At 50.7% G+C, this 21,298-nt stretch carries 22 protein-coding genes and 1 riboswitch; of the genes, 15 read left to right on the forward strand and 7 right to left on the reverse strand.

The annotated features are described in order from the left end of the window. Positions 1 to 172: 172 nt before the first annotated feature. From G614_RS0104910 to G614_RS0104930, 4 genes are all read left to right on the forward strand, one after another. The gene (locus tag G614_RS0104910; protein WP_027641055.1) at positions 173 to 1,210 is read left to right on the forward strand and encodes a LacI family DNA-binding transcriptional regulator; all 1,038 of its coding nucleotides are present in this window, start codon (positions 173 to 175) and stop codon (positions 1,208 to 1,210) included. Positions 1,211 to 1,561: 351 nt separating this feature from the next. Beyond that, on the forward strand, positions 1,562 to 3,721 hold the full coding sequence (nrdD, locus tag G614_RS0104920; RefSeq protein WP_027641056.1) for an anaerobic ribonucleoside-triphosphate reductase: 2,160 nt from the start codon (positions 1,562 to 1,564) through the stop codon (positions 3,719 to 3,721). A gap of 1 nt (position 3,722) precedes the next feature. Then, on the forward strand, positions 3,723 to 4,259 hold the full coding sequence (nrdG, locus tag G614_RS0104925; RefSeq protein ID WP_027641057.1) for an anaerobic ribonucleoside-triphosphate reductase activating protein: 537 nt from the start codon (positions 3,723 to 3,725) through the stop codon (positions 4,257 to 4,259). Beyond that, entirely contained in the window at positions 4,240 to 4,377 is a 138-nt protein-coding gene (locus G614_RS0104930) for a histidine kinase (protein WP_027641058.1), read from the forward strand. The genes nrdG and G614_RS0104930 overlap by 20 nt, the downstream gene beginning before the upstream one ends. Positions 4,378 to 4,385: 8 nt before the next feature. Here G614_RS0104930 and ribE read toward each other — a convergent pair whose 3' ends face one another. The 5 genes from ribE to ribD are packed head-to-tail and all read right to left on the reverse strand — an operon-like array spanning position 4,386 to position 8,049. Further along, complete coding sequence (gene ribE / locus G614_RS0104935) at positions 4,386 to 4,913, reverse strand: 6,7-dimethyl-8-ribityllumazine synthase (RefSeq protein ID WP_027641059.1); 528 nt, start codon at positions 4,911 to 4,913, stop codon at positions 4,386 to 4,388. Between the two features lie 35 nt (positions 4,914 to 4,948). After that, the gene (locus tag G614_RS0104940) at positions 4,949 to 6,148 is read right to left on the reverse strand and encodes a bifunctional 3,4-dihydroxy-2-butanone-4-phosphate synthase/GTP cyclohydrolase II (protein WP_027641060.1); all 1,200 of its coding nucleotides are present in this window, start codon (positions 6,146 to 6,148) and stop codon (positions 4,949 to 4,951) included. Next, entirely contained in the window at positions 6,127 to 6,294 is a 168-nt protein-coding gene (locus G614_RS31695; RefSeq protein ID WP_162142731.1) for a hypothetical protein, read from the reverse strand. The genes G614_RS0104940 and G614_RS31695 overlap by 22 nt, the downstream gene beginning before the upstream one ends. Next, positions 6,284 to 6,964 carry a riboflavin synthase gene (locus tag G614_RS0104945; protein ID WP_027641061.1) on the reverse strand — a complete coding sequence of 227 codons (681 nt, stop codon included), beginning with the start codon at positions 6,962 to 6,964 and terminating at the stop codon, positions 6,284 to 6,286. Before G614_RS0104945 ends, G614_RS31695 begins: the two co-directional genes overlap by 11 nt. Next, positions 6,949 to 8,049 carry a bifunctional diaminohydroxyphosphoribosylaminopyrimidine deaminase/5-amino-6-(5-phosphoribosylamino)uracil reductase RibD gene (gene ribD, locus G614_RS0104950; protein ID WP_027641062.1) on the reverse strand — a complete coding sequence of 367 codons (1,101 nt, stop codon included), beginning with the start codon at positions 8,047 to 8,049 and terminating at the stop codon, positions 6,949 to 6,951. The genes G614_RS0104945 and ribD overlap by 16 nt, the downstream gene beginning before the upstream one ends. Before the next feature lie 252 nt (positions 8,050 to 8,301). Next, positions 8,302 to 8,416, reverse strand: a riboswitch (FMN riboswitch). Between the two features lie 164 nt (positions 8,417 to 8,580). Between ribD and G614_RS0104955 the strand changes: the two genes are divergently transcribed. The 4 genes from G614_RS0104955 (at position 8,581) to G614_RS0104970 (ending at position 15,205) form a co-directional block, all read left to right on the forward strand. Next, positions 8,581 to 9,831 (forward strand): peptidoglycan-binding domain-containing protein, encoded by a 1,251-nt coding sequence (locus G614_RS0104955; RefSeq protein ID WP_027641063.1) that lies wholly within the window; start codon positions 8,581 to 8,583, stop codon positions 9,829 to 9,831. Positions 9,832 to 10,137: 306 nt separating this feature from the next. Beyond that, a complete protein-coding gene (locus G614_RS0104960; RefSeq protein WP_027641064.1) occupies positions 10,138 to 11,211 on the forward strand; it encodes a carbamoyl phosphate synthase small subunit in 1,074 nt (357 codons plus the stop codon). Further along, entirely contained in the window at positions 11,211 to 14,429 is a 3,219-nt protein-coding gene (gene carB, locus G614_RS0104965) for a carbamoyl-phosphate synthase large subunit (RefSeq protein ID WP_027641065.1), read from the forward strand. Before G614_RS0104960 ends, carB begins: the two co-directional genes overlap by 1 nt. A gap of 161 nt (positions 14,430 to 14,590) precedes the next feature. After that, positions 14,591 to 15,205: a CarD family transcriptional regulator gene (locus G614_RS0104970; protein ID WP_027641066.1), complete on the forward strand. Its 615-nt coding sequence runs from the start codon at positions 14,591 to 14,593 to the stop codon at positions 15,203 to 15,205. 92 nt (positions 15,206 to 15,297) lie between these two features. Here G614_RS0104970 and arcC read toward each other — a convergent pair whose 3' ends face one another. Continuing rightward, positions 15,298 to 16,227 (reverse strand): carbamate kinase, encoded by a 930-nt coding sequence (arcC, locus tag G614_RS0104975; protein ID WP_027641067.1) that lies wholly within the window; start codon positions 16,225 to 16,227, stop codon positions 15,298 to 15,300. A gap of 158 nt (positions 16,228 to 16,385) precedes the next feature. Between arcC and G614_RS0104980 the strand changes: the two genes are divergently transcribed. The 7 genes from G614_RS0104980 (at position 16,386) to G614_RS0105010 (ending at position 20,306) form a co-directional block, all read left to right on the forward strand. Continuing rightward, on the forward strand, positions 16,386 to 16,835 hold the full coding sequence (locus G614_RS0104980) for a CPBP family intramembrane glutamic endopeptidase (protein WP_027641068.1): 450 nt from the start codon (positions 16,386 to 16,388) through the stop codon (positions 16,833 to 16,835). A gap of 74 nt (positions 16,836 to 16,909) precedes the next feature. Beyond that, positions 16,910 to 17,929 carry a glycosyltransferase family 2 protein gene (locus tag G614_RS0104985; protein WP_027641069.1) on the forward strand — a complete coding sequence of 340 codons (1,020 nt, stop codon included), beginning with the start codon at positions 16,910 to 16,912 and terminating at the stop codon, positions 17,927 to 17,929. Positions 17,930 to 17,999: 70 nt separating this feature from the next. Continuing rightward, complete coding sequence (locus G614_RS0104990; protein ID WP_027641070.1) at positions 18,000 to 18,332, forward strand: hypothetical protein; 333 nt, start codon at positions 18,000 to 18,002, stop codon at positions 18,330 to 18,332. Between the two features lie 321 nt (positions 18,333 to 18,653). Continuing rightward, the gene (locus G614_RS32455) at positions 18,654 to 18,809 is read left to right on the forward strand and encodes a hypothetical protein (RefSeq protein ID WP_242828000.1); all 156 of its coding nucleotides are present in this window, start codon (positions 18,654 to 18,656) and stop codon (positions 18,807 to 18,809) included. Positions 18,810 to 18,863: 54 nt separating this feature from the next. Continuing rightward, on the forward strand, positions 18,864 to 19,352 hold the full coding sequence (locus G614_RS32460) for a DUF1016 N-terminal domain-containing protein (RefSeq protein ID WP_242828001.1): 489 nt from the start codon (positions 18,864 to 18,866) through the stop codon (positions 19,350 to 19,352). 5 nt (positions 19,353 to 19,357) lie between these two features. Beyond that, on the forward strand, positions 19,358 to 19,771 hold the full coding sequence (locus tag G614_RS32465) for a PDDEXK nuclease domain-containing protein (protein ID WP_242828003.1): 414 nt from the start codon (positions 19,358 to 19,360) through the stop codon (positions 19,769 to 19,771). A gap of 205 nt (positions 19,772 to 19,976) precedes the next feature. Then, complete coding sequence (locus tag G614_RS0105010; protein WP_027641071.1) at positions 19,977 to 20,306, forward strand: hypothetical protein; 330 nt, start codon at positions 19,977 to 19,979, stop codon at positions 20,304 to 20,306. 161 nt (positions 20,307 to 20,467) lie between these two features. On the opposite strand, the gene G614_RS0105015 is transcribed toward G614_RS0105010, so the two are convergent. Next, a complete protein-coding gene (locus tag G614_RS0105015) occupies positions 20,468 to 21,133 on the reverse strand; it encodes a phosphatase PAP2 family protein (RefSeq protein WP_027641072.1) in 666 nt (221 codons plus the stop codon). Between the last annotated feature and the right edge of the window lie 165 nt (positions 21,134 to 21,298).

The following is a 21,298-nucleotide window of genomic DNA, read 5'->3' on the forward strand; positions in this document are numbered from 1 at the left end:
ATTGCATTAAACTTTACAATATAGGAAGGGTGTATATGAATTGCGGAGATGGATTCGGTCAGCGGATTCGGTCAGCGGATTCGGTCAGCGGATCCTGGCAGCGGATCCGGACAATGGGTTTATATACATCCCCGTGACGATGAAAATGAAACGCATATTAAGGAGGCTGTTTATGCCTGTTACAATCAAAGACGTGGCTGCCCTTGCAGGGGTGTCGCCGTCAACCGTAAGCCGTACGTGCAAGGACCATCCCTCTATCAGCCGCCAGACCAAGGAGAAGGTCCGGCAGGCCATGGCGAAGCTGGGCTATGAACCGAATTTTCAGGCCAGCAGCCTGGCCACCCAGAATTCCCGCACCGTGGGAATCATTCTGCCCCCGTCGGAGTGGGAGGCTTACCAGAATCCCTTCTATCTGGAGATGATACGGGGAATCAGCCAGTATTGCAACCAGAAGCAGTACATCAATACCGTGATTACGGGACAGAATGAGGATGAGGTCCTCCAGGCCATAAAGACCATGGCAAGAACCGGCCTGGCAGAGGGATTTATCGTGCTCTACTCCAGGGAGCAGGACCCGGTTCTGGATTATCTCTATGAAGAGGGACTGCTGTATGTGCTCATAGGAAAGGCATGCCGGAATGTGAACCAGACCATCTATGTGGATAACGACAATGTGCTCGCGGGCAGGGAGGCGGCGGAGTACCTGCTGAATTTGGGCCATGTAAGGATTGCCTGCCTGTCCGGGGACCATTCTCTTTTGTATAACCACGACAGGAAGATGGGGTACATGCTGGCCCTGGCAGAGCGGAGCATTCCTTTTGACGGCCGGCTGTGCGTGGAGGTTCCCTCTGTGCCGGAGGAGCAGGACCAGGCCCTGGCAGCCCTGTTCGCAAGGGAGGACAGACCCACGGCCGTGCTGGTCAGCGATGACATACTGGCAGTGGCCCTGGAAAAGACCTGCATTGGTCTGGGGCTATCCATTCCGGGGGATGTATCCATCCTGTCCTTTAACAATTCCCTTCTCTCCAGACTCACATTTCCGCCCCTGACATCCGTGGATGTGAATGCCTGCCAGCTGGGAATCGAGGCAGCCGCCCAGATGATAAGCCATGTGGAAAATCCGGAGCTGGTGGCCACGAAAATCATTGTTCCCCACCACCTGGTGGAGCGGGAGAGCTGTGCGGGAGCCGGATGGTTCTGTGGTGATTGAGATACTGAAACAGTATAACACATCCCCGGCAGGGGACTACCTGAAATAGGGCGGAAGAAGGCGCCGGATGGCCGGCGCGGCATGCTCAAGAGCAGCGGCCGGGCATCCGGGCGCCTTTTTGCTGTCAGACTTATCTCCGGGTTCGGCCGGGATTTCAGCCAATTGTCTTATTTTTCTGAAATACATCTTATCGTATACTTCCTCTTGAAAAACACAACATTTAGTGCTAAAATCTTATACTGTTGCACAAGCAACAGATTTTTCCAGTATTCTGTGATAAGATGCCTTTAAACCGTTTACCTTATGACAGGCAGCGTGGGAGAGCATTTGGATAAAAGGAGTGTAGTGACGATGAAGATTATTAAGAGGAATGGCGCGGAAGAGGATTTTGACAACAATAAGATCGTGGTGGCCGTGGCAAAGGCCAATACGGCTGCCGGAAAAAACAAGCTGAGTCTGGAGCAGATTAAGGACATTGCGGATTACGTGGAGTACAAGTGTGTAAAGCTTAACAGGGCTGTGTCCGTTGAGGAGATCCAGGATATGGTGGAGAACCAGATCATGTCTACAGGCGCGTTTGAGCTTGCAAAGGATTATGTGAGATACCGTTACCAGCGCTCCCTCATACGCAAGGCCAATACAACGGATAACCGTATTCTGTCCCTGATTGAGTGCAATAACGAGGATGTGAAGCAGGAGAATTCCAACAAGAATCCAACGGTTAACAGTGTGCAGAGGGATTACATGGCCGGTGAGGTCAGCAAGGACCTGACCAAGAGGATGCTCCTTCCACAGGATATCGTGGAGGCGGACAAGGAGGGCATCATTCATTTCCATGATTCCGATTATTTTGCCCAGCACATGCACAACTGCGACCTGGTGAATCTGGAGGACATGCTGCAGAACGGCACGGTTATCAGCGAGACCAGGATTGAGAAGCCCCACAGCTTTTCCACGGCCTGCAACATCGCCACTCAGATTATCGCCCAGGTAGCCAGCAACCAGTACGGCGGGCAGAGCATCAGCCTGGCCCATCTGGCTCCCTTTGTGGACGTATCCAGAAAGAAAATATACGCGGAGGTTCAGGAAGAGGTAAAGACCTTTGGCTGCATGCCTTCCGAGGAAACCATCCATGAAGTGGTGGAAAACAGGCTTCGCAAGGAGGTTACCAAGGGAGTCCAGACCATCCAGTATCAGGTCATCACACTGATGACCACCAACGGACAGGCCCCCTTCCTGACCGTGTTCATGTACCTGAATGAGGCTAAGAACGAGCGGGAGAAAAAGGACCTGGCCATGATTATCGAGGAGACTCTGAAGCAGCGCTGCCAGGGGGTAAAAAATGAGTCGGGCGTATGGATCACGCCGGCATTTCCAAAGCTGATTTATGTGCTGGAGGAGGATAATGTCAACGAGGGAACCGAGTATTATTACCTGACCGAGATGGCTGCGAAATGTACGGCCAAGCGTCTTGTTCCCGACTATATTTCCGAGAAAAAGATGATGGAATTAAAGGAAGGCAACTGCTTCCCTGTCATGGGATGCCGCAGCGCCTTAAGCCCCTGGAAGGATGAAAATGGAAATTATAAATTCTACGGCCGTTTCAACCAGGGCGTGGTGACCATCAACCTGGTGGATGTGGCCCTGTCCTCCGGCGGGGACATGGAAGCCTTCTGGAAGATATTTGACGAGAGGCTGGACCTGTGCTACCGGGCCCTGATGTGCCGCCACAACCGTCTGAGAGGCACTCTGTCCGATGCGGCGCCCATTCTCTGGCAGAACGGCGCCCTGGCAAGGCTTAAGAAGGGCGAAACCATTGACAGGCTCCTTTACGGCGGCTATTCCACCATTTCCCTGGGATATGCGGGACTCTATGAGTGCGTGAAGTACATGACCGGAAAGTCCCATACCGACCAGGCGGCCACTCCCTTTGCCCTGGAGGTCATGGAGTACATGAATAAGGCCTGCAACCGCTGGAAGGATGAGACTAACATCGGATTCAGCATCTATGGTTCACCCATAGAGAGCACCACCTATAAGTTTGCCAAATGCCTCCAGAAGCGTTTTGGCATCATCGAGGGCGTGACGGACAAAAGCTATATCACCAACAGCTATCATGTGAATGTTTCCGAGGAAATCGATGCCTTCTCAAAGCTGAAATTTGAGTCGCAGTTCCAGGCTCTTTCCACCGGCGGAGCCATCAGCTACGTGGAGGTGCCCAACATGCAGAACAACATTCCGGCCGTGCTGGGAATCATACGGTATATCTACGACAATATCATGTACGCGGAGTTAAACACCAAGAGCGATTTCTGCCAGGAATGCGGATTTGACGGCGAGATTCAGATTGTGACGGATGAGAGCGGCAAGCTGGTGTGGGAATGCCCCAAGTGCGGCAACCGGGACGAGAACAAGCTGAACGTGGCCAGGAGAACCTGCGGCTACATCGGGACTCAGTTCTGGAACCAGGGCAGGACCCAGGAAATCAAGGAAAGGGTGCTCCATTTATAAGATGAATTACGGTACAATCAAGAAGTATGATATTGCCAACGGCGCAGGCGTGAGGGTATCCCTGTTTGTGTCAGGGTGTACCCATCACTGTCCGGGCTGTTTTAATGAGGAGGCGTGGGATTTTGGCTTCGGGAAACCCTTTACAGAGGAGACTGAGGAGGAAATCCTGGACGCTCTTGCTCCGGATTATATAGACGGCCTCACCCTTCTGGGGGGAGAGCCCTTTGAGCCTGAGAACCAGGAGGCGCTGGTGCCTTTTTTGGAAAAGGTGAGGGCGCGCTATCCGCAGAAGAATCTGTGGTGCTATACAGGATATACCCTGGAACAGGACCTTCTGAAGGACAGCCGGGCCAGGTGCGGGTATACGGACCGGATGCTGTCCATGATTGACGTGCTGGTGGACGGGCGGTTTGTGGAGGCCCTTAAGGATATCAGCCTTGCCTTCCGGGGATCGTCCAACCAGCGCATTCTGAATCTTAAGGACACCCTTGAGAGCGGGAGCGTGAAGCTGCTGGAGATTGGCAGCGGAAGAATCTAGCGCTGCCAATGCCTCTGAGGAGGATAAGGCCAAGGCCTATGAGGCGGGCATGAACGGTTATCTGGTGAAGCCTCTGGATATGGAGGCAGTGCTGGATGAGCTGAAGAAGCATTTGTAAGCAGCGTGCTATGGGCGGCAGGGTCCATCCTGGACAGAGGGCATGGCGGATAAGCTGTCATCCGCCGTCCCTCCGTGGAGTTCATGTATCAGATTTACCATCTCTATGGCTCCCGCAGCGCAGTCATATCCCTTGTTGCCTGCTTTGGTCCCGGCCCGTTCAATGGCCTGCTCAATGTTCTCCGTGGTCAGCACGCCGAACATGACCGGGACTCCGGTGGCAAGGGAGGTCTGGGCAATGCCCTTGGAGACCTCGCTGCACACATAGTCGTAATGGCTGGTGCTGCCCCGGATTACGGCGCCCAGGCATATGACGGCGTCATAACGTCTGCTGGCAGCCATGCGGGAGGCGATGAGCGGAATCTCAAAGGCGCCCGGAACCCAGGCTACCGTGATATCGTCCTCTGACACCTCATGGCGCCGCAGGCAGTCCAGGGCGCCGGACAGGAGCTTGGAGGTAATGAATTCGTTGAAACGGGAGGCGACAATGCCTACCCTTATTTTTTTGGGAACAAGTTTTCCTTCTAATATATACATGGCGTATTCTCCTATTCTGAATATGTGACAGTTTCTTAATAATGCGTCAAATGTCCCATGCGCTGTTCCTTTGTCCTTAAATAGAACAGATCATGGACCGTTGGCGCCATCTGGATAGGCACCCTTTCTTTGATATCCAGGCCAAAGCCGGAGAGCTGGTATACCTTATCCGGGTTATTGGTCAGAAGCCGCAGGGTCCTGGCTCCCAGGTCCCTTAATATCTGGGCGCCTATGAAATATTCCCTCAAATCCCCCGGAAAACCCAGAGCCAGATTGGCTTCCAGGGTATCCATGCCCTGGTCCTGCAGTTCGTAAGCCCGGAGCTTATTGAGAAGCCCGATTCCCCTCCCTTCCTGGCGCATGTAGAGGAGAACTCCCCTGCCCTCCTGTTCAATCCGGGCCATGGCCGCGGCAAACTGCTGACCGCAGTCGCAGCGCAGGGAGCCAAAGGCGTCGCCGGTCAGGCATTCCGAGTGGACCCGGCATAATAAGTCCTGGCCGTCCCCAATCTCACCTTTTACTAAGGCCACATGATGTTCCCCGTTCAGCAGGTTCCTGTAGCCGTAAGCCTTAAAGGTGCCGTAACGGGTGGGCATATGGGTGACGGCAGCGCATTCCACCAGCTTATCGTGCTGTTTGCGGTAGTCCTGGAGGGCCTTGATGGTGGTGATTTTCATGTTCCATTGTCCGGCGCATTGCAGGAGCTGGGGCATACGCATCATGGTTCCGTCCTCCTTCATGATTTCACAGCAGAGTCCGCATTCACTGAGACCGGCCAGACGCATCAGGTCAACGGTGGCTTCGGTATGGCCGTTCCGTTCCAGCACTCCGTTTTTTCTGGCTGCCAGCGGAAACATGTGGCCCGGACGCCGGAAATCCTCAGGCCGGGACCGGGCATTCGCACACTGTCTGGCCGTCACGCCCCGTTCGGCCGCGGAAATGCCGGTGGAGGTGCTTATGTGGTCAATGGATACGGTAAAGGCTGTCTCATGGTTGTCGGAATTGTCGGATACCATCTGCGGGAACTTAAGCCTTGTGCACAGTTCCATGCTCATGGGCATACAGATAAGGCCTTTGCCGTGCACAGCCATGAAATTTACGTTTTCCGTGGTGGCATATTGGGCGGCGCAGATAAAATCGCCCTCATTTTCCCTGTCTTCATCGTCTGTAACCAGTACGATTTTTCCCTGGCGCAGGTCGTCCAGTACTTCTTCTATGGTGTTGAATCCTTCCATGGTGCGGGAATCCTCCTTGTTTTTAATGGGGACAATCCAGGTGTCCTGTTTTTAATTATCCTGTTTTTAATTATCCTGTTTTTAATTATCCTGTTTTTGATTATCCTGTTTTCAGTTGTCCTGTTCTGGTACTGCTTAAAACCCATATTGTTTGAGTAATTCCGGTGTGATTCGGCTGTTGGTCCTTCTGTTTCCGGTGTCCGCCCATTCTGTGCTATGGGCAGACGGGGGGATTTTCATAAATTTTTCGATATATTTCCCCACACAGTCATTTTCCAGATTGACCACGCGGCCCGGTTTCAGGGACCCCAGGGTGGTGCGGGAGGCTGTATGGGGAATCAGGGATACGCTGAAATCCTGCTCCCTTACCTGGGCAACCGTCAGGCTGACGCCGTCTATGGCAATGGATCCCTTTTCAATGATGCAGCGCAGGATGGACGGGGCAGAGCGGATGGTGTACCACAGGGCATTGCCGTCGCGGACAATATTCACAATGGTCCCGGTGCCGTCAATATGGCCTGATACAATATGTCCGCCGAACCTGCCGCCTGCCATCATGGCCCGTTCCAGGTTAAGGGGGCTTTTGATGGGCAGACAGCCAAGATTGGAACGCTTCAGGGTTTCTGGCATCACATCCGCAGTAAAACAGCAGGAATCAAAGGAAGCCGCGGTAAGGCAGACGCCGTTGACGGCAATGCTGTCCCCCTTTTTTATATCTTCCAGGACCCTGCCTGCCCCGATGACCAGGCGGGAACCGGATGAACCGCCCTTAACAGACAGCAGGATTCCGGTTTCTTCTATTATTCCTGTGAACATGGCATCAACTCCCCTTCGATAAGAATGTCCTGGTCCAGGGCTGTGATTTTGGTCTTTCCCAGGGAAAAGCCCTGGTGCGGGAATTCCACCCCGCTGCCGCCCACAGGTGTTTTGGCGGTTGTGCCGCCAAAGAGTTTTGGGGAAATGTAGGCCTGCACCCTGTTTACGATTCCATGGGACAGCGCGGACCAGTTGAGGGCGGCTCCGCCCTCCAGCAGGACGCTGTCAATACCCATCTGCCCCAGGTGTTCTGTGAGGGCATTCAGGTCCACGCGTCCCTCACGGGGCGGAAGGAGGAGGATTTCACAGCCCTTTTCTTCATAGGGAAGCCATGCTTCTCTGTCAGGACAGCAGGTGGCCAGTATGGTCCTGGCCTGGGAACAGGTGGTGACAACCTGGGAATCCGGCGGAGTGCGAAGCCGTGAATCGCAGATAATCCGCACCGGATTCCTGGTATCCGGGAGACGGCATGTAAGCAGGGAATCATCAGCCAGTATGGTTCCCACCCCGCACATGACTGCAAAATACCTGCTTCTGTCCTCATGGACCCTTTGGCGTGAGCGCTCCCCGGTAATCCATCGGGAATGCCCGGCCCGGGTGGCTGTCTTGCCGTCCAGTGTCATGGCGTATTTCATGACAACGAGGGGAAGCCCGGTCTTTATGTAGTGGAAGAATACGTGATTAAGTTCCCTGCATTCTTCTTCCAGGATACCCTCTGTTACCTCAATGCCATTGGTTATTAAAATTCCGGTGCCTTTGCCGGACACCATGGGATTGGGATCTCTTGTGCCTATGACGACCCGGCTGATGCCGCTTTCCACGATGGCGTCCGTGCAGGGCGGTGTCTTGCCGTGATGGCAGCAGGGCTCTAAGGTCACATACAGGGTTGCCCCCCTGGGAGATTCGGTCAGGGATGCCAGGGCATTTCGCTCTGCATGGGGCCCGCCGAAACAGAGGTGGCTGCCCTGTCCGATGATACGGCCCTCCCTGACAATTACAGCACCTACCATGGGATTGGGGCTGACCCTCCCGCAGCCCTTTTCGGCCAGTTTCAGTGCGATGGACATGTAATCAGTATCGTTCAATGCAGTGCCTCCTTTACAAATGTTGGGATCCACATGGTGCTGCCATGGTCCGTCCCCTGGTTCACAGCCAAAAAACAACTGTAAAAAATGCCTTGAACCGTATCGTTCAAGGCAGAAAATATAAAACCACAAGGCACAATGTTTTGTGCCTTCAGGAGGACATGGGAGATACACAAAAGCCCTGGAATGATAGTTCATTCCAGGGCACTGTCAGCCAGCCACGAAAAGCGCATAAGCGCGTCCATGTCATCTATTCATCTTCTTTCATCCAGACTGTACTGTCGGCTTCGGAGTTTCACCGAATCATGCCTTGCGGCTCGTGGGCTGTACCACCGGTAGGGAATTGCACCCTGCCCTGAAGATATTATTCAATTAAGTGTTATTATAAGCACTGTGTGGCGGTATGTCAAGAAGGACTTTTGCCGTATACGCTTCTTTTTGCACTTTTCAGGTTTAGGGGAAAATACATGCATATAATAGGCTGGGCAGTATTATACTTAGGTAATGAAAGAAGAAACTGCGAGGTATTACATGGCAACCAATCCAGAACGGACATCCAGCGGACTGCTGCAAATTAACGTAATCAACATACAGAACAATTTTCCCATACAGAACGCCCGGGTCACCATCAGCTATAAAGGAGAACCGGACCGCCCTGTGGAGCAGCTGACCACCAACAGTTCAGGACAGACAGAACAGGTACAGCTTCCGGCGCCTCCTGTGGAATACAGCCTGGAACCAAGCATTATACAGCCTTATTCGGAATATAACCTGATGGTGGAGGCGGAGGGCTTTGAGCCTCTGGCCATATCCGGCACCGAGATACTGGCCCAGTCCACGGCCATACAGCCGGCAGCCATGACACCGGTTGGAGGGGAAACACCTCCTGAAGAACCGGTGGTGATACCGGACCATACCCTGTATGGGAATTATCCTCCAAAGATAGCGGAATCAGAGATAAAACCAGTGAACGAAAGCGGGGAAATCGTACTCAGCCGGGTGGTAGTGCCTCAGACCGTGGTGGTCCACGACGGGGTTCCCACGGACAGTACGGCCAAGGACTATTATGTGCCTTACAGAGACTACATAAAGAACGTGGCCTCCAGCGAAATATATTCCACCTGGCCAAGGGCCACCATAACAGCCAATGTGCTGGCAATTATGTCCTTTACCCTGAACCGGGTATACACGGAGTGGTACAGGAACCAGAGCTATGATTTCACCATCACGTCCTCCACTGCCTTTGACCACAAGTGGATATATGGAAGGAATATATTTGAGAGTATCAGCCTGATCGTGGATGAGATATTTGACAACTACCTGTCCCGTCCGGGTGTGAGACAGCCTATCCTGACCCAGTACTGTGACGGACGTCAGGTCCAGTGTCCTAACTGGATGACACAGTGGGGGTCCTGTTCCCTTGGAGAGCAGGGATACAGTCCCATTGAGATTCTGCGTTATTTTTACGGGGACAGCATCTACGTGAACACGGCGGAGCGGATATCCGGGATTCCGGCCTCCTGGCCGGGCAACGACCTGACCATAGGAAGCTCCGGGGATAAGGTGCGCCAGATGCAGGAACAGCTGGATGAAATAGCAATGGTTTACTCGGCCATTCCCAGGGTGACGCCTGACGGTATATACGGAACCAGGACAGCGGATGCGGTGCGGGAATTCCAGTCCATCTTCGGACTGCCTCAGACAGGGGTGGTGAATTTTGCCACTTGGTATAAGATATCGCATATTTATGTGGGAATTACGCGGATTGCGGAGTTGGTATGATGATTTGGTAACATGGTGAAAAAGAATTGAGATGTATGATGGCCTCCGGTGCTGCCGGGGGCCTTATTTTTAATTCTGGCTTTAGCCAGTTGAGTGCGTTGGAGTTCCTCAGGTGAGGAACGGAGACGTGCGAAACAGAAAACCACATGTATTGCCAGGTTACACTAAAAAATATTTGATTAGCACAAAAAAATTTAGCTTCCAAAGTCATTGCAAATTCATATGAAATACAGTATAATCTTTACAATTTGGGCTGAGGTCACATGGCCCTTAAGCAAACACATAAGAAAGGACAGGTACCCCCATATGAAAGCATACCTCATACTGGAAGATGGAACTGTATTCACCGGGACCAGCATTGGTTCTGAACGTGAAGTCATCAGTGAAATCGTGTTTAACACGTCAATGACCGGTTATCTGGAAGTGCTGACCGATCCGTCCTATGCAGGACAGGCCGTTGTCATGACATATCCCCTTATTGGCAATTATGGAATCTGCCATCAGGACATGGAGTCAGCAAAGCCCTGGCCGGATGCCTATATTGTAAGAGAATTATCAAGAATCCCCAGCAATTTCAGAAGCGAGGATACCATTCAGAACTTCTTAAAAGAACACGACATTCCCGGTATCTGCGGTATCGATACAAGAGCCCTTACCAAAATATTAAGAGAAAAAGGCACCATGAACGGTATGATTACTACAAAGGAATATACCGATTTTAGCGAGCCCATAAAACGTATGAAGGAGTATGCCGTGACAGGCGTGGTGCTTAAAACCACCACAAAGGAAACCTACGTTCTTCCCGGAACCGGTAAGAAGGTTGCCCTCATGGATTACGGCGCTAAGAGAAACATTGCCCGTTCTCTGAACCAGAGGGGATGTGAGGTAACTGTTTATCCGGCTGACACACCCGCGGAGGAAGTACTGGCAGGGAAACCTGACGGCATTATGCTCAGCAACGGCCCCGGGGATCCAAAGGAAAATACGGCCATCATACGGGAAGTGAAAAAGCTTTATGAATCAGATGTGCCTATCTTTGCCATCTGTCTGGGACACCAGCTCATGGCCCTGGCCAACGGCATGGATACCCATAAATTAAAATACGGACACAGAGGCGGAAACCATCCCGTGAAGGATTTGGAGACAGGAAGGGTTTATATTTCTTCCCAGAACCATGGCTATGTGGTGGATACGGACAACCTGGACCCATCGGTGGCCGTACCGGCATTTGTCAATGTAAATGACAGCACCAACGAGGGCTTAAAGTATGTGGGCAAGAATATCTTCACGGTGCAGTACCATCCGGAAGCATGCCCCGGACCCCTTGATTCCGGTTACCTCTTTGACCGTTTCCTTAAAATGATGGAGGTGAATGACTGATGCCAAAGAATCCTGATATCAAAAAAGTACTGGTGCTTGGCTCCGGCCCCATTGTCATCGGACAGGCAGCAGAATTCGACTATGCAGGCACCCAGGCCTGCCGTTCCCTGAAGGAAGAGGGGGTTGAGGTGGTTCTCCTCAACTCCAACCCTGCCACCATCATGACAGACAAGGACATTGCAGACCGCGTCTACATTGAGCCCCTTACCGTGGAAGTGGTGGAACAGCTTATATTAAAAGAAAAACCGGACAGCGTACTGCCCACCCTGGGCGGACAGGCAGGGCTTAACCTTGCCATGGAGCTGGAGGATGCAGGTTTCTTAAAAGAACACAATGTGCGCCTGATTGGCACCACGGCCCTGACCATCAAGAAGGCAGAGGACCGCGAGATGTTTAAGGAAACCATGGAAAAGATTGGCGAACCCGTGGCTCCCTCTGATATTGTGGAGGATGTAAAGCATGGTCTGGAGATTGCCGAAAAAATAGGCTATCCGGTTGTGCTTCGTCCTGCATACACCCTGGGCGGTTCCGGCGGCGGTATTGCAAGCAACCCGGAGCAGTGCGCCGAAATCCTGGAAAATGGACTGCGCCTTTCCCGTGTGGGACAGGTGCTGGTGGAGCGCTGCATCGCAGGGTGGAAGGAAATCGAGTACGAGGTAATGCGCGACGGCGCAGGCAATGTAATCACTGTTTGTAATATGGAAAATATTGACCCTGTCGGCGTTCATACAGGCGACAGTATTGTGGTGGCTCCCTCCCAGACACTGGGAGACAAGGAGTACCAGATGCTCCGCACCTCTGCCCTTAACATCATCAGCGAGCTGGGAATCACCGGCGGCTGCAATGTGCAGTATGCCCTGAATCCGGACAGCTTCGAGTACTGTGTTATTGAGGTAAATCCCCGCGTAAGCCGCTCTTCCGCACTGGCAAGTAAGGCAACGGGATACCCCATCGCCAAGGTGGCTGCCAAGATTGCCCTGGGATATACTCTGGACGAAATCAGGAATGCGGTTACAAAGAAGACATATGCAAGCTTTGAACCCATGCTGGATTACTGCGTGGTCAAGATGCCAAGGCTTCCATTTGATAAATTTATCAGTGCCAAGCGTACGCTGGGCACCCAGATGAAGGCCACAGGTGAGGTCATGAGTATCTGCACCAATTTTGAGGGTGCGCTCATGAAGGCCATCCGTTCCCTGGAGCAGCATGTGGACTGCCTGCTGTCCTATGATTTTACGGACCTTTCCGACGAAACGCTGACAGAGGAATTATCCAGGGTGGATGATATGCGTATCTGGAGAATTGCAGAGGCACTGCGCCGCGGATTCACCTATGAGCATATTCATGACATCACCAAGATTGATTTCTGGTTCATTGACAAGCTGGCCATCCTGGTGGAGATGGAAGATGCCCTGAAGACAGTGGGCGCTGGAGAAAAGCAGCTGACCGTGGAGCTTCTGGCTGAGGCCAAGAGAATCGAGTATCCTGACAATGTCATAGCAAGGCTTACAGGCATTGCCAGGGAAGAAATCAAAAAGCTGCGCTACCACAATGATATCCGAGCGGTTTACAAGATGGTGGATACCTGTGCGGCTGAGTTTGCAGCCGAGACCCCTTACTATTACTCCTGCTTCGGCGGTTTCAACGAGGCGGAGCAGACCGGCGGGCGCAAGAAGGTGCTGGTGCTTGGGTCCGGCCCAATCCGCATAGGACAGGGAATCGAGTTCGACTTCTGTTCTGTCCACAGTACCTGGGCTTTCAGCAGGGAAGGCTATGAGACCATCATTATAAACAATAACCCGGAAACCGTCAGCACAGACTTTGATATTGCAGATAAGCTGTATTTCGAACCCCTTACTCCGGAGGATGTGGAGAGCATCGTGGACATTGAGAAGCCGGATGGCGCAGTGGTGCAGTTCGGCGGCCAGACAGCCATCAAGCTGACAGAGGCCCTGATGAAGATGGGAGTTCCCATTCTGGGCACGGCGGCAGAGGATGTGGATGCGGCAGAGGACAGGGAGCGCTTTGACGCCATCCTGGAGCAGTGCAATATCCCAAGGCCTGCGGGCCATACCGTATTCACGGCCGAGGAGGCCAAGGAAGCAGCCAATAAGCTGGGCTATCCGGTGCTGGTGAGACCGTCCTATGTGCTGGGCGGACAGGGTATGCAGATTGCCATAAGCGATGAGGATATCGACGAATTCATCGGCATCATCAACCAGATAGCCCAGGAGCATCCGATTCTGGTTGACAAGTATATCATGGGCAAGGAAATCGAGGTGGATGCCATCTGTGACGGCACCGACATCCTGATTCCCGGTATCATGCAGCATATTGAGCGTACCGGTATCCACTCCGGTGACAGTATCTCCGTATATCCGGCCCAGGATATCACCCAGCACAATATCGACACCATTGTGGACTACACTGAGAAGCTGGCAAGGGCTCTCCATGTAAAGGGCATGATTAATATTCAGTTTATTGTGGATGGGGACGACGTATACATCATCGAGGTGAATCCCCGTTCCTCACGTACGGTTCCCTATATCAGCAAGGTAACCGGAATCCCCATTGTACCGCTGGCTACCCGGATTATCTGCGGCCATACCATCCGGGAGCTGGGCTATAAACCGGGATTACAGCCGGCTGCTGATTATATTGCCATCAAGATGCCTGTGTTCTCCTTTGAGAAGATTCGGGGCGCTGACATCAGCCTTGGGCCTGAGATGAAGTCCACCGGCGAGTGCCTGGGCATTGCAAAGACGTTCAATGAGGCGCTCTATAAAGCGTTTGAGGGAGCGGGAATCCGTCTTCCAAAATACAAGAAAATGATTATGTCCGTGCGTCACAGCGACCAGGAGGAGGCGGTGGATATTGCCCGCAGGTTTGCTGCTGTGGGGTATCAGATATTTGCCACCAGAGGCACTGCGGGAACACTGAACAAGAACGGTGTAAAGGCTTACGAAATCCGCAAGCTGGAGCAGGAATCTCCCAACATCCTGGACCTGGTGCTGGGCCATCAGATTGACCTGATTATCGACATTCCGGCCCAGGGCGCAGAGCGCAGCCATGACGGTTTCATCATCCGCCGCAATGCCATCGAGACAGGCGTCAATGTCCTGACCTCCCTGGATACGGCCAACGCGCTGGTAACCAGCCTGGAGAACCGGGCCAAGGAGCTGACGCTGATTGATATTGCTACGGTGAAGAATGCCTAAGGGAATGGAAACACGCCTAAGGAATAAATGACTTGTGCCGGAGGCGCTGGGTATGGTGGTTCATCTGCTGTATGCAGCGCTTTTGCATAAAGAATGCTTGAGCTTCCTGAGCTGCAAAGGATAGTGAACTGGTTATTGTATACAAAAAATTATACGGCATCATGGTGTATTATTTACAAAATTTAAGGCGGCGCCAAAAAACTTCTGACATCGACACCTTTTTAGTGATACAATATAGGTATTATAAAATAAGGGAAGTAGGCGGTAAAATTATGTATCAGAAAGGTCAGTATATCATATACGGCATCAGGGGCGTCTGCGAGGTGATGGATATCATCAGAATAGACAGACCTGACGGTCCAAAGGACCGGCTGTATTATGTACTCCGTCCCTATTATCAGCAAGACAGCAAGATTGTGACGCCTGTGGATTCGGAGAAAACCATAACCAGGCCGCTTCTTTCCAAAGAAGAGGCCCTTGAACTGATTGACAAAATCTCTGATGTGAAGGAGATGGAGGTAACCAATGATAAGCAGCGGGAGGAACGGTATAAGGAAGCCCTTAAGACCTGTGACTGCCGGGTGTGGATCAGCATGATAAAAGCATTGTACCTGCGCCGGAAGGACCGCTTAAAGCAGGGAAAGAAGATGACGGATCTGGACGAGCGGTATTTTAAGACAGCGGAGGATAATCTGTATTCCGAGCTGGCCTTGTCTCTGGGGATGCAAAAGGATGAGATGGTCAGCTTTATTACGGAGCGGGTACTGGCACCATAAAATGCATACAAAAAAGAATCCATTAACCGTTTGGGAAATACTTGCGGTTAGTGGATTTCTTTTTACTGTTTCCTCATGGGAAATCAAAGTGCTTATTCAATTACCGTGCCTGCATGGCCTTTCAGGCTGTCCTTTGCCTTATCCAGGGTGGTGATGATGGCCTTCCTGCCTTTTCCGCTCTCCAGGAAATCAATGGAGGCAGATACCTTTGGCAGCATGGAGGCAAATTCGAACTGGCCCTGGCTGATATAATCCCTGGCCTGGTCTATGGTCATGTGGCTGATGGGCTGTTCCTGGGGAGTGCCGTAGTTTAAGGTCACATTATCCACGCTGGTGAGTATCATCATCACATCCGCGTCAATCTCCTTGGCCAGCAGTCCGGTGGCAAGGTCCTTCTCAATGATGGCGCTGGCGCCCCTTAAGTTATAGCCCTGTTCCATGACAGGAATGCCTCCGCCTCCGCAGGCAATGACAATCTGGTCCGCGTCCATAAGGGCCTTGATGGCATCAATCTCCACAATGGCAACAGGATGGGGGGAGGCGACGATTCTGCGGTAACCGCCTTCCACTTCTGTCACATGGTTGCCCTTGGCTTCCTCGGCGTCCGCTTCCTCTTTGGTCATCACACGTCCGATGACTTTGACGGGGGTATAGAAGGCCTCATCGTATGGGTCCACTGTCACCTGGGTCAATACAGTGCTTACTGGTTTGTAAATGCCTCTCTTAATGAGTTCAGCCCGAATTCCGTTCTGAAGATCGTATCCAATATAACCCTGGCTCATGGCGGAGCAGACAGACATGGGAGCCTGGCTATAGCCGTCATGCTGTTTGCCGAATTCATTCATGGCCGTGTGAATCATTCCTACCTGGGGAGCGTTGCTGTGTACAATGGCTACCTGCCACCCCTCCTGGATGAAATCAGCGATAATTTTGGCGGTTCTCGCCACAGCTGCCTTTTGTTCAGGAAGATTGGTTCCCATATCTTTGTGGCCAATGGCCATTACGATGCGTTTTTTCGCCATAATCCATACCTCGCTTGTCTTTAAAATCGTCATATAAATTAAGTTTATTATAGGGTAATATGGGAAAAAATGCAATGGAAAGAGAAAAAAGATGGTGGCAAAACCCAGGGAGCCATGCTATACTGTCAGCAGAATAAGAATAGAAGGACAGGAAGCGTATGAGGGATGGAAAACAGCTTCTGCCCCCAGGGTGGCAGAAGCGTATACTGGCGGCAGCGTTGGCGGCACTGGCCGGCAATCTGCTGGTAAAGGTTATACCATGGCCAGCCAGTCTCTTATCATCTTACCAGGAGGCCATGAAGCCGGCCGTATCCCAGGGAGCGGGATTTTTGTGGATGACATTGGTCCTGGCGCCCGTTCTGGAGGAAGGAGCATTCCGCCTGGTCCTGTACGGATGGCTGAGGCGTTTCATGGCCTTTTTTCCGGCGGTTTTCATATCCTCCCTGGCCTTTGGGATGTATCATGGAAACTGGATTCAAGGCACATACGCATTCCTTTTGGGAATGGTGCTGGCATGGGGCTATGAAGGCAGTGAATACCGCAGATATCCTATGGTAGTATTGATGCATGGGGCCGCCAATCTGGCAGCCCTGGCAGCGTTTGGTTAAGTACTTATAACGAGCCATCGCACGTAGGAGACCAAAGGACGGTCTCCAAGTGCTCATAACGAGGAGGTAGAAACGTGAAGTTATTGACTGTGGCAATCCCCTGCTATAACTCGGAAAGCTATATGGAGCACTGTATCAACACCCTGCTTACGGGCGGGGAGGAAGTGGAAATTATTATTGTGGATGACGGCTCCACCAAAGACAGGACAGGAGAGATTGCTGACCGGTATGCCCGGGAATATCCCACTATCTGCCGCGCCATTCATCAGGAAAACGGCGGGCATGGGGAAGCGGTGAACACAGGACTTAAAAATGCCACAGGCATTTTCTTCAAGGTGGTGGACAGCGACGACTGGGTCAATGAGGAGGCATATGAGCAGGTCCTTGCAACCCTGAGGCGGTTTGTATACGGGGGGGAGAAACTGGACATGCTGGTAACCAACTTTGTCTATGAGAAGGAAGGGGCCAGAAGAAAAAAAGTGATGAAATACCACACGGCATTTCCGAAGGACAGGGTATTTGGATGGAATGACGTGAAGTTCTTCATGACAGGGCAGTATATATTGATGCACTCTGTTATTTACAGGACAGGGCTGCTTATCCAGTGCGGACTGGAGCTTCCCAAACACACCTTTTATGTGGACAATATTTTTGTGTACCAGCCCCTGCCTCATGTGAAGCATATCTATTACCTGGACGTGAATTTCTACCGCTATTACATCGGAAGGCAGGACCAGTCAGTCAACGAAGAGGTAATGATTGGCCGCATTGACCAGCAGATTCGGGTCACCAAGCTGATGCTGGGGTATTATGATGCCATGAAGATAAGCAGCAGGAAGCTGCGCCACTACATGATACAATACCTGGAAATCATGATGACCATTTGTTCTGTCCTGGCTATCAAATCCGGAACAGAGGAAAACCTGGAGAAAAAGAAGGAGCTGTGGCAGTATCTGAAAAAGCAGAATCTGCCCCTTTTCCTGCGGCTCAGGATGGGCTTTTTGGGACAGGGCTGCAACCTTCCCGGCAAGGGCGGAAGGGGGCTTTTGATTCTGGGATATAAAATAACGCAGAAATTTTACGGTTTTAATTGACATCATTTTAACGAGGTAGTATAGTATAGCCGGTATCAAAAAATTTCCATATGCATGGAGGTCTTATAAAATGGTAAAAGAATTTCTGAAGTGTAATTCAATCAGGGAGCGGATTCAGTTTCTTGCAAACACAGTTCTTAAGGACTGGGATGCCAGTGAGCTGGATACGGTCATGGACATCATGGGACTATCTAGGGAAGGTATGGAGGCGCCTGAGGACAAAATCAGCGCCATCGAAAAATACCTGGCTGACTATAAGCATGAAGTAGAGATGAGGGGGTGCGTTGACGGTTCCAAGGTGGACAGCATACCTGCTAAGGACCAGGGAAGTACCCTGTTCGAAGGCCCGTCTGAGGAGGAAGTGGTGAGCAGGATGCTGAATCCTTTTTCGAAGGAGCAGTAAGCCCAATCTAATTTTCAATCGAATACTAAAGTGAAAAATCCATGGAAATCCTGTTGGTCGGGAGGAACGTGGATTTTTTTATCCACGTTTACAGGATGGATGGCAGGGGGGTATTCCGGAGGGAAAGGTTGACTTTTGCCCATAAACTGGATAGAATGGAATTAAGATTTTTATCTGAGACAATAGAAAAAGAGAGGAACAGGGATTGACGCAGGGAGGAAACAGCTGGAGCGCTCAGGACTCCTCTACCGGGGGCGCGAGCGGTATAATGAAAAGAAGGTCCTGTATTATCCCACTGAGAAGGGACTGGAGCTTCACGAAATGCACCGGGCTTATGACACGGAAAATTTCGGCAGGTTCATCGCTTATCTGGAGCAGCGTTTTACAAAGGAGCAGATTGAATCTGCATTTCAAATCCTGCAGGCCTACAGCGATTATATTCCTGAGCATCACTTTCATGGGACGACGCCATGGTAAAGGCTGATGGACGGGTTACCATGGCCATTGCCTTCATATCAGGTGAATGCCACAATGATTGACCTTTATTGGGGGATTGGAGAATTTGTTTCCCATAAGGCCATGCAGGATGGCTGGGGGCGTTCTACCGTAAAGGCACTTTCTGAATATATCCTGTCACAGGAGCCGGGAATCAGAGGCTATTCTCCACAGAATATCTGGCGTATGAAGCAGTTCTTTGAAACCTATTGTGACAAACCGGAGCTGGGAACTCTGTTACGGGAAAATACATGGTCAAATAATCTGCATATCATGTCAAAGACAAAATCGGATGCAGAGCGATTATTCTATTTGAAGCTGGCCTCCCGGGAAAAGTATAAGGCAAAGGAACTGGAACGGCAGATTGACAGCGGATATTACGAGCGTTTGATGCTGTCGGACGGTAAGGCTCCTTCCGCCATATCCCAGGCCGCTCCTACGAACATAATCAGGGACATGTATATGCTGGAGTTTTTAGACCTGCCGGAACCTTATAAGGAATATGATTTAAAAAGGCTATTTTGAAGAACATGAAAAATTTTTTACTGGAATTTGGCAGAGATTTCATTTTTATGGGAGAAGAATATCATCTTCAAGTAGGAAAGAACGACTATTATACTGACTTAATCTTTTTTCATAGAGAACTCCAATGCCTTGTTGCGATTGAGTTGAAAATTGATGATTTCAAACCGGAATACCTTGGAAAAATGCAGTTTTATCTTGAAGCACTGGACAGAGATGTAAAGAAGCCCCACGAAAATCCCAGCGTTGGCATTATCCTTTGCAAGAGTAAGGACGAGGACGTTGTTGAATATGCCCTGAGTCGAAACATGAGTCCCACAATGATTTCCGAATACCGGACAAAACTAATCAGCAAGGAAATCTTACAAAAGAAACTTGAAGAATTAACGGAAATGGTAGATGAGGATAAAAACTCTCAATGACGTTGAGAGTTTTTCAAAAAATTTTTTATCATATTAGTACAAGAATAGCAGGGGATTATGATGAACCTCTGTTATTTTTATACCCTCAAGCCAACATAAGGAGCAAAGCGACGCTGACACTTCGGGCCTCGGATTTCCAACCATTTTTCTTCATGGAAATACCGCTTGCCCTAAGGCAGAATTTGAACAGTTCATTTTTACCGCTATGGGAGAGAAATTCCGTGATTTCAAACACCTCCGGGGCGGTGAGGAAAAGGCCAACCCGAAGTTGACCGCCTATCAGGTGGAGCTTGCACAGGTAGAGGCGGAAATTGAAAAGCTTCTTGATACATTGACCGGGGCAAACGCTACCTTGCTTGCCTATGCCAACAAGAAAATCGAGGAACTGGACACGCGCCGCCAGAAAATCGCAAAGGCGATTGCCGATTATCCGTTGAGACCATTTCCCAATAGCAGATTGATTTGCTGTCCGGCTATCTGGACGACTGGGAGAATATCAGCTTTGAGGATAAGAGGAAAGCCACGGACGGCCTGATTTCATCAATCAGCGCAACCAGCGAGTATGTTAAAATAGAGTGGAAAATCTGACTTTTCCACTCTGCATATCTGAAACATTTCTTTATATCGTTTGTAGCCCCTTGTACACTGATGTTTAATTTCTGCTATTTAACTTCTCTCCCTTTAGTCTCCATCCAGCTAACTGAGCGCCTTCTGGGTGACCTTCTTGTCTTCTGCGGACCAGTTGTATCCGTAGACGATTCCGTAAATCACATAAGCCATGATAGCTGCTCCCACCATGTCGATGACCGAGTGCTGTTTTAAGAATACGGTGGACAGGCAGATGGAAACCATAAGGATGGCTGAACCGGCTCGCACCCAGGGATATTTCTTAAGGGACTCACTCTTCATGATGGCGATGTGGGTGCCGATGGAGTTGTACACATGGATGCTGGGGAATACGTTGGTAGGCGTATCCGTCTGGTACAGGGCGGCAACCATGCCGGAAAATATGTTCTTACCCGGGTCAATGACCGGTCTGAAATCTGTGCCGTTGTGGAAAAAGGTACAGATAATCAGGCTGATGGTCATGCCTGAGAACAGGAAGGTACAAATCCTGTAATAATCTTCCTTATTCCGGAAAAGGAAGAAAACAATGGTTCCCGCCACGTATAAAAACCACATCATGTAGGGAATAATAAAATATTCATTGAACGGTATGAAGTCATCCAGTGCCACATGCATTACATGGTAATTACGGGTGATCGTCTTTTCCAGGTAACAGAACCATGGAAGATAAATGAAGCCGTAACTCAGCAGCCATGCATGTTTGTACTTGGAAAGAAATGTTTTAATATTTTTCATGATACCAGCCTCTTTCCCACATTTGAAGACCTGATAAAATGCGGCTAAATATAAACAAATTGTTAATAATATGTTAACGTTTAGAGATTATAGCACAGTAAATTAGGAAAAACAAGGGGAGTAACGAAAAGTTAATAAAGTTTCATAAAGTATTATAATATATGA

The organism is [Clostridium] clostridioforme AGR2157 (assembly GCF_000424325.1).
In the GTDB taxonomy this organism is placed as follows: Bacteria; Bacillota; Clostridia; order Lachnospirales; family Lachnospiraceae; genus Enterocloster; species Enterocloster clostridioformis_A.

Coding starts and splice junctions, on each gene's coding strand:
- G614_RS0104945 (WP_027641061.1), bottom strand. CDS start 6,964: ATGTTCACAGGAATAATAGAAGAAACCGGAATCCTGCTGTCTGTTAAG.
- G614_RS32465 (WP_242828003.1), top strand. CDS start 19,358: ATGAAAAATTTTTTACTGGAATTTGGCAGAGATTTCATTTTTATGGGA.
- nrdG (WP_027641057.1), top strand. CDS start 3,723: ATGAATTACGGTACAATCAAGAAGTATGATATTGCCAACGGCGCAGGC.
- nrdD (WP_027641056.1), top strand. CDS start 1,562: ATGAAGATTATTAAGAGGAATGGCGCGGAAGAGGATTTTGACAACAAT.
- G614_RS32455 (WP_242828000.1), top strand. CDS start 18,654: ATGCACCGGGCTTATGACACGGAAAATTTCGGCAGGTTCATCGCTTAT.
- G614_RS0104990 (WP_027641070.1), top strand. CDS start 18,000: ATGGTAAAAGAATTTCTGAAGTGTAATTCAATCAGGGAGCGGATTCAG.
- G614_RS0105015 (WP_027641072.1), bottom strand. CDS start 21,133: ATGAAAAATATTAAAACATTTCTTTCCAAGTACAAACATGCATGGCTG.
- G614_RS0104960 (WP_027641064.1), top strand. CDS start 10,138: ATGAAAGCATACCTCATACTGGAAGATGGAACTGTATTCACCGGGACC.
- G614_RS0105010 (WP_027641071.1), top strand. CDS start 19,977: ATGGGAGAGAAATTCCGTGATTTCAAACACCTCCGGGGCGGTGAGGAA.
- G614_RS0104980 (WP_027641068.1), top strand. CDS start 16,386: ATGAGGGATGGAAAACAGCTTCTGCCCCCAGGGTGGCAGAAGCGTATA.
- G614_RS0104955 (WP_027641063.1), top strand. CDS start 8,581: ATGGCAACCAATCCAGAACGGACATCCAGCGGACTGCTGCAAATTAAC.
- G614_RS0104910 (WP_027641055.1), top strand. CDS start 173: ATGCCTGTTACAATCAAAGACGTGGCTGCCCTTGCAGGGGTGTCGCCG.
- arcC (WP_027641067.1), bottom strand. CDS start 16,227: ATGGCGAAAAAACGCATCGTAATGGCCATTGGCCACAAAGATATGGGA.
- G614_RS32460 (WP_242828001.1), top strand. CDS start 18,864: ATGATTGACCTTTATTGGGGGATTGGAGAATTTGTTTCCCATAAGGCC.
- G614_RS31695 (WP_162142731.1), bottom strand. CDS start 6,294: ATGGGTTTTAAGCAGTACCAGAACAGGACAACTGAAAACAGGATAATC.
- carB (WP_027641065.1), top strand. CDS start 11,211: ATGCCAAAGAATCCTGATATCAAAAAAGTACTGGTGCTTGGCTCCGGC.
- G614_RS0104940 (WP_027641060.1), bottom strand. CDS start 6,148: ATGGAAGGATTCAACACCATAGAAGAAGTACTGGACGACCTGCGCCAG.
- G614_RS0104970 (WP_027641066.1), top strand. CDS start 14,591: ATGGTGTATTATTTACAAAATTTAAGGCGGCGCCAAAAAACTTCTGAC.
- ribE (WP_027641059.1), bottom strand. CDS start 4,913: ATGTATATATTAGAAGGAAAACTTGTTCCCAAAAAAATAAGGGTAGGC.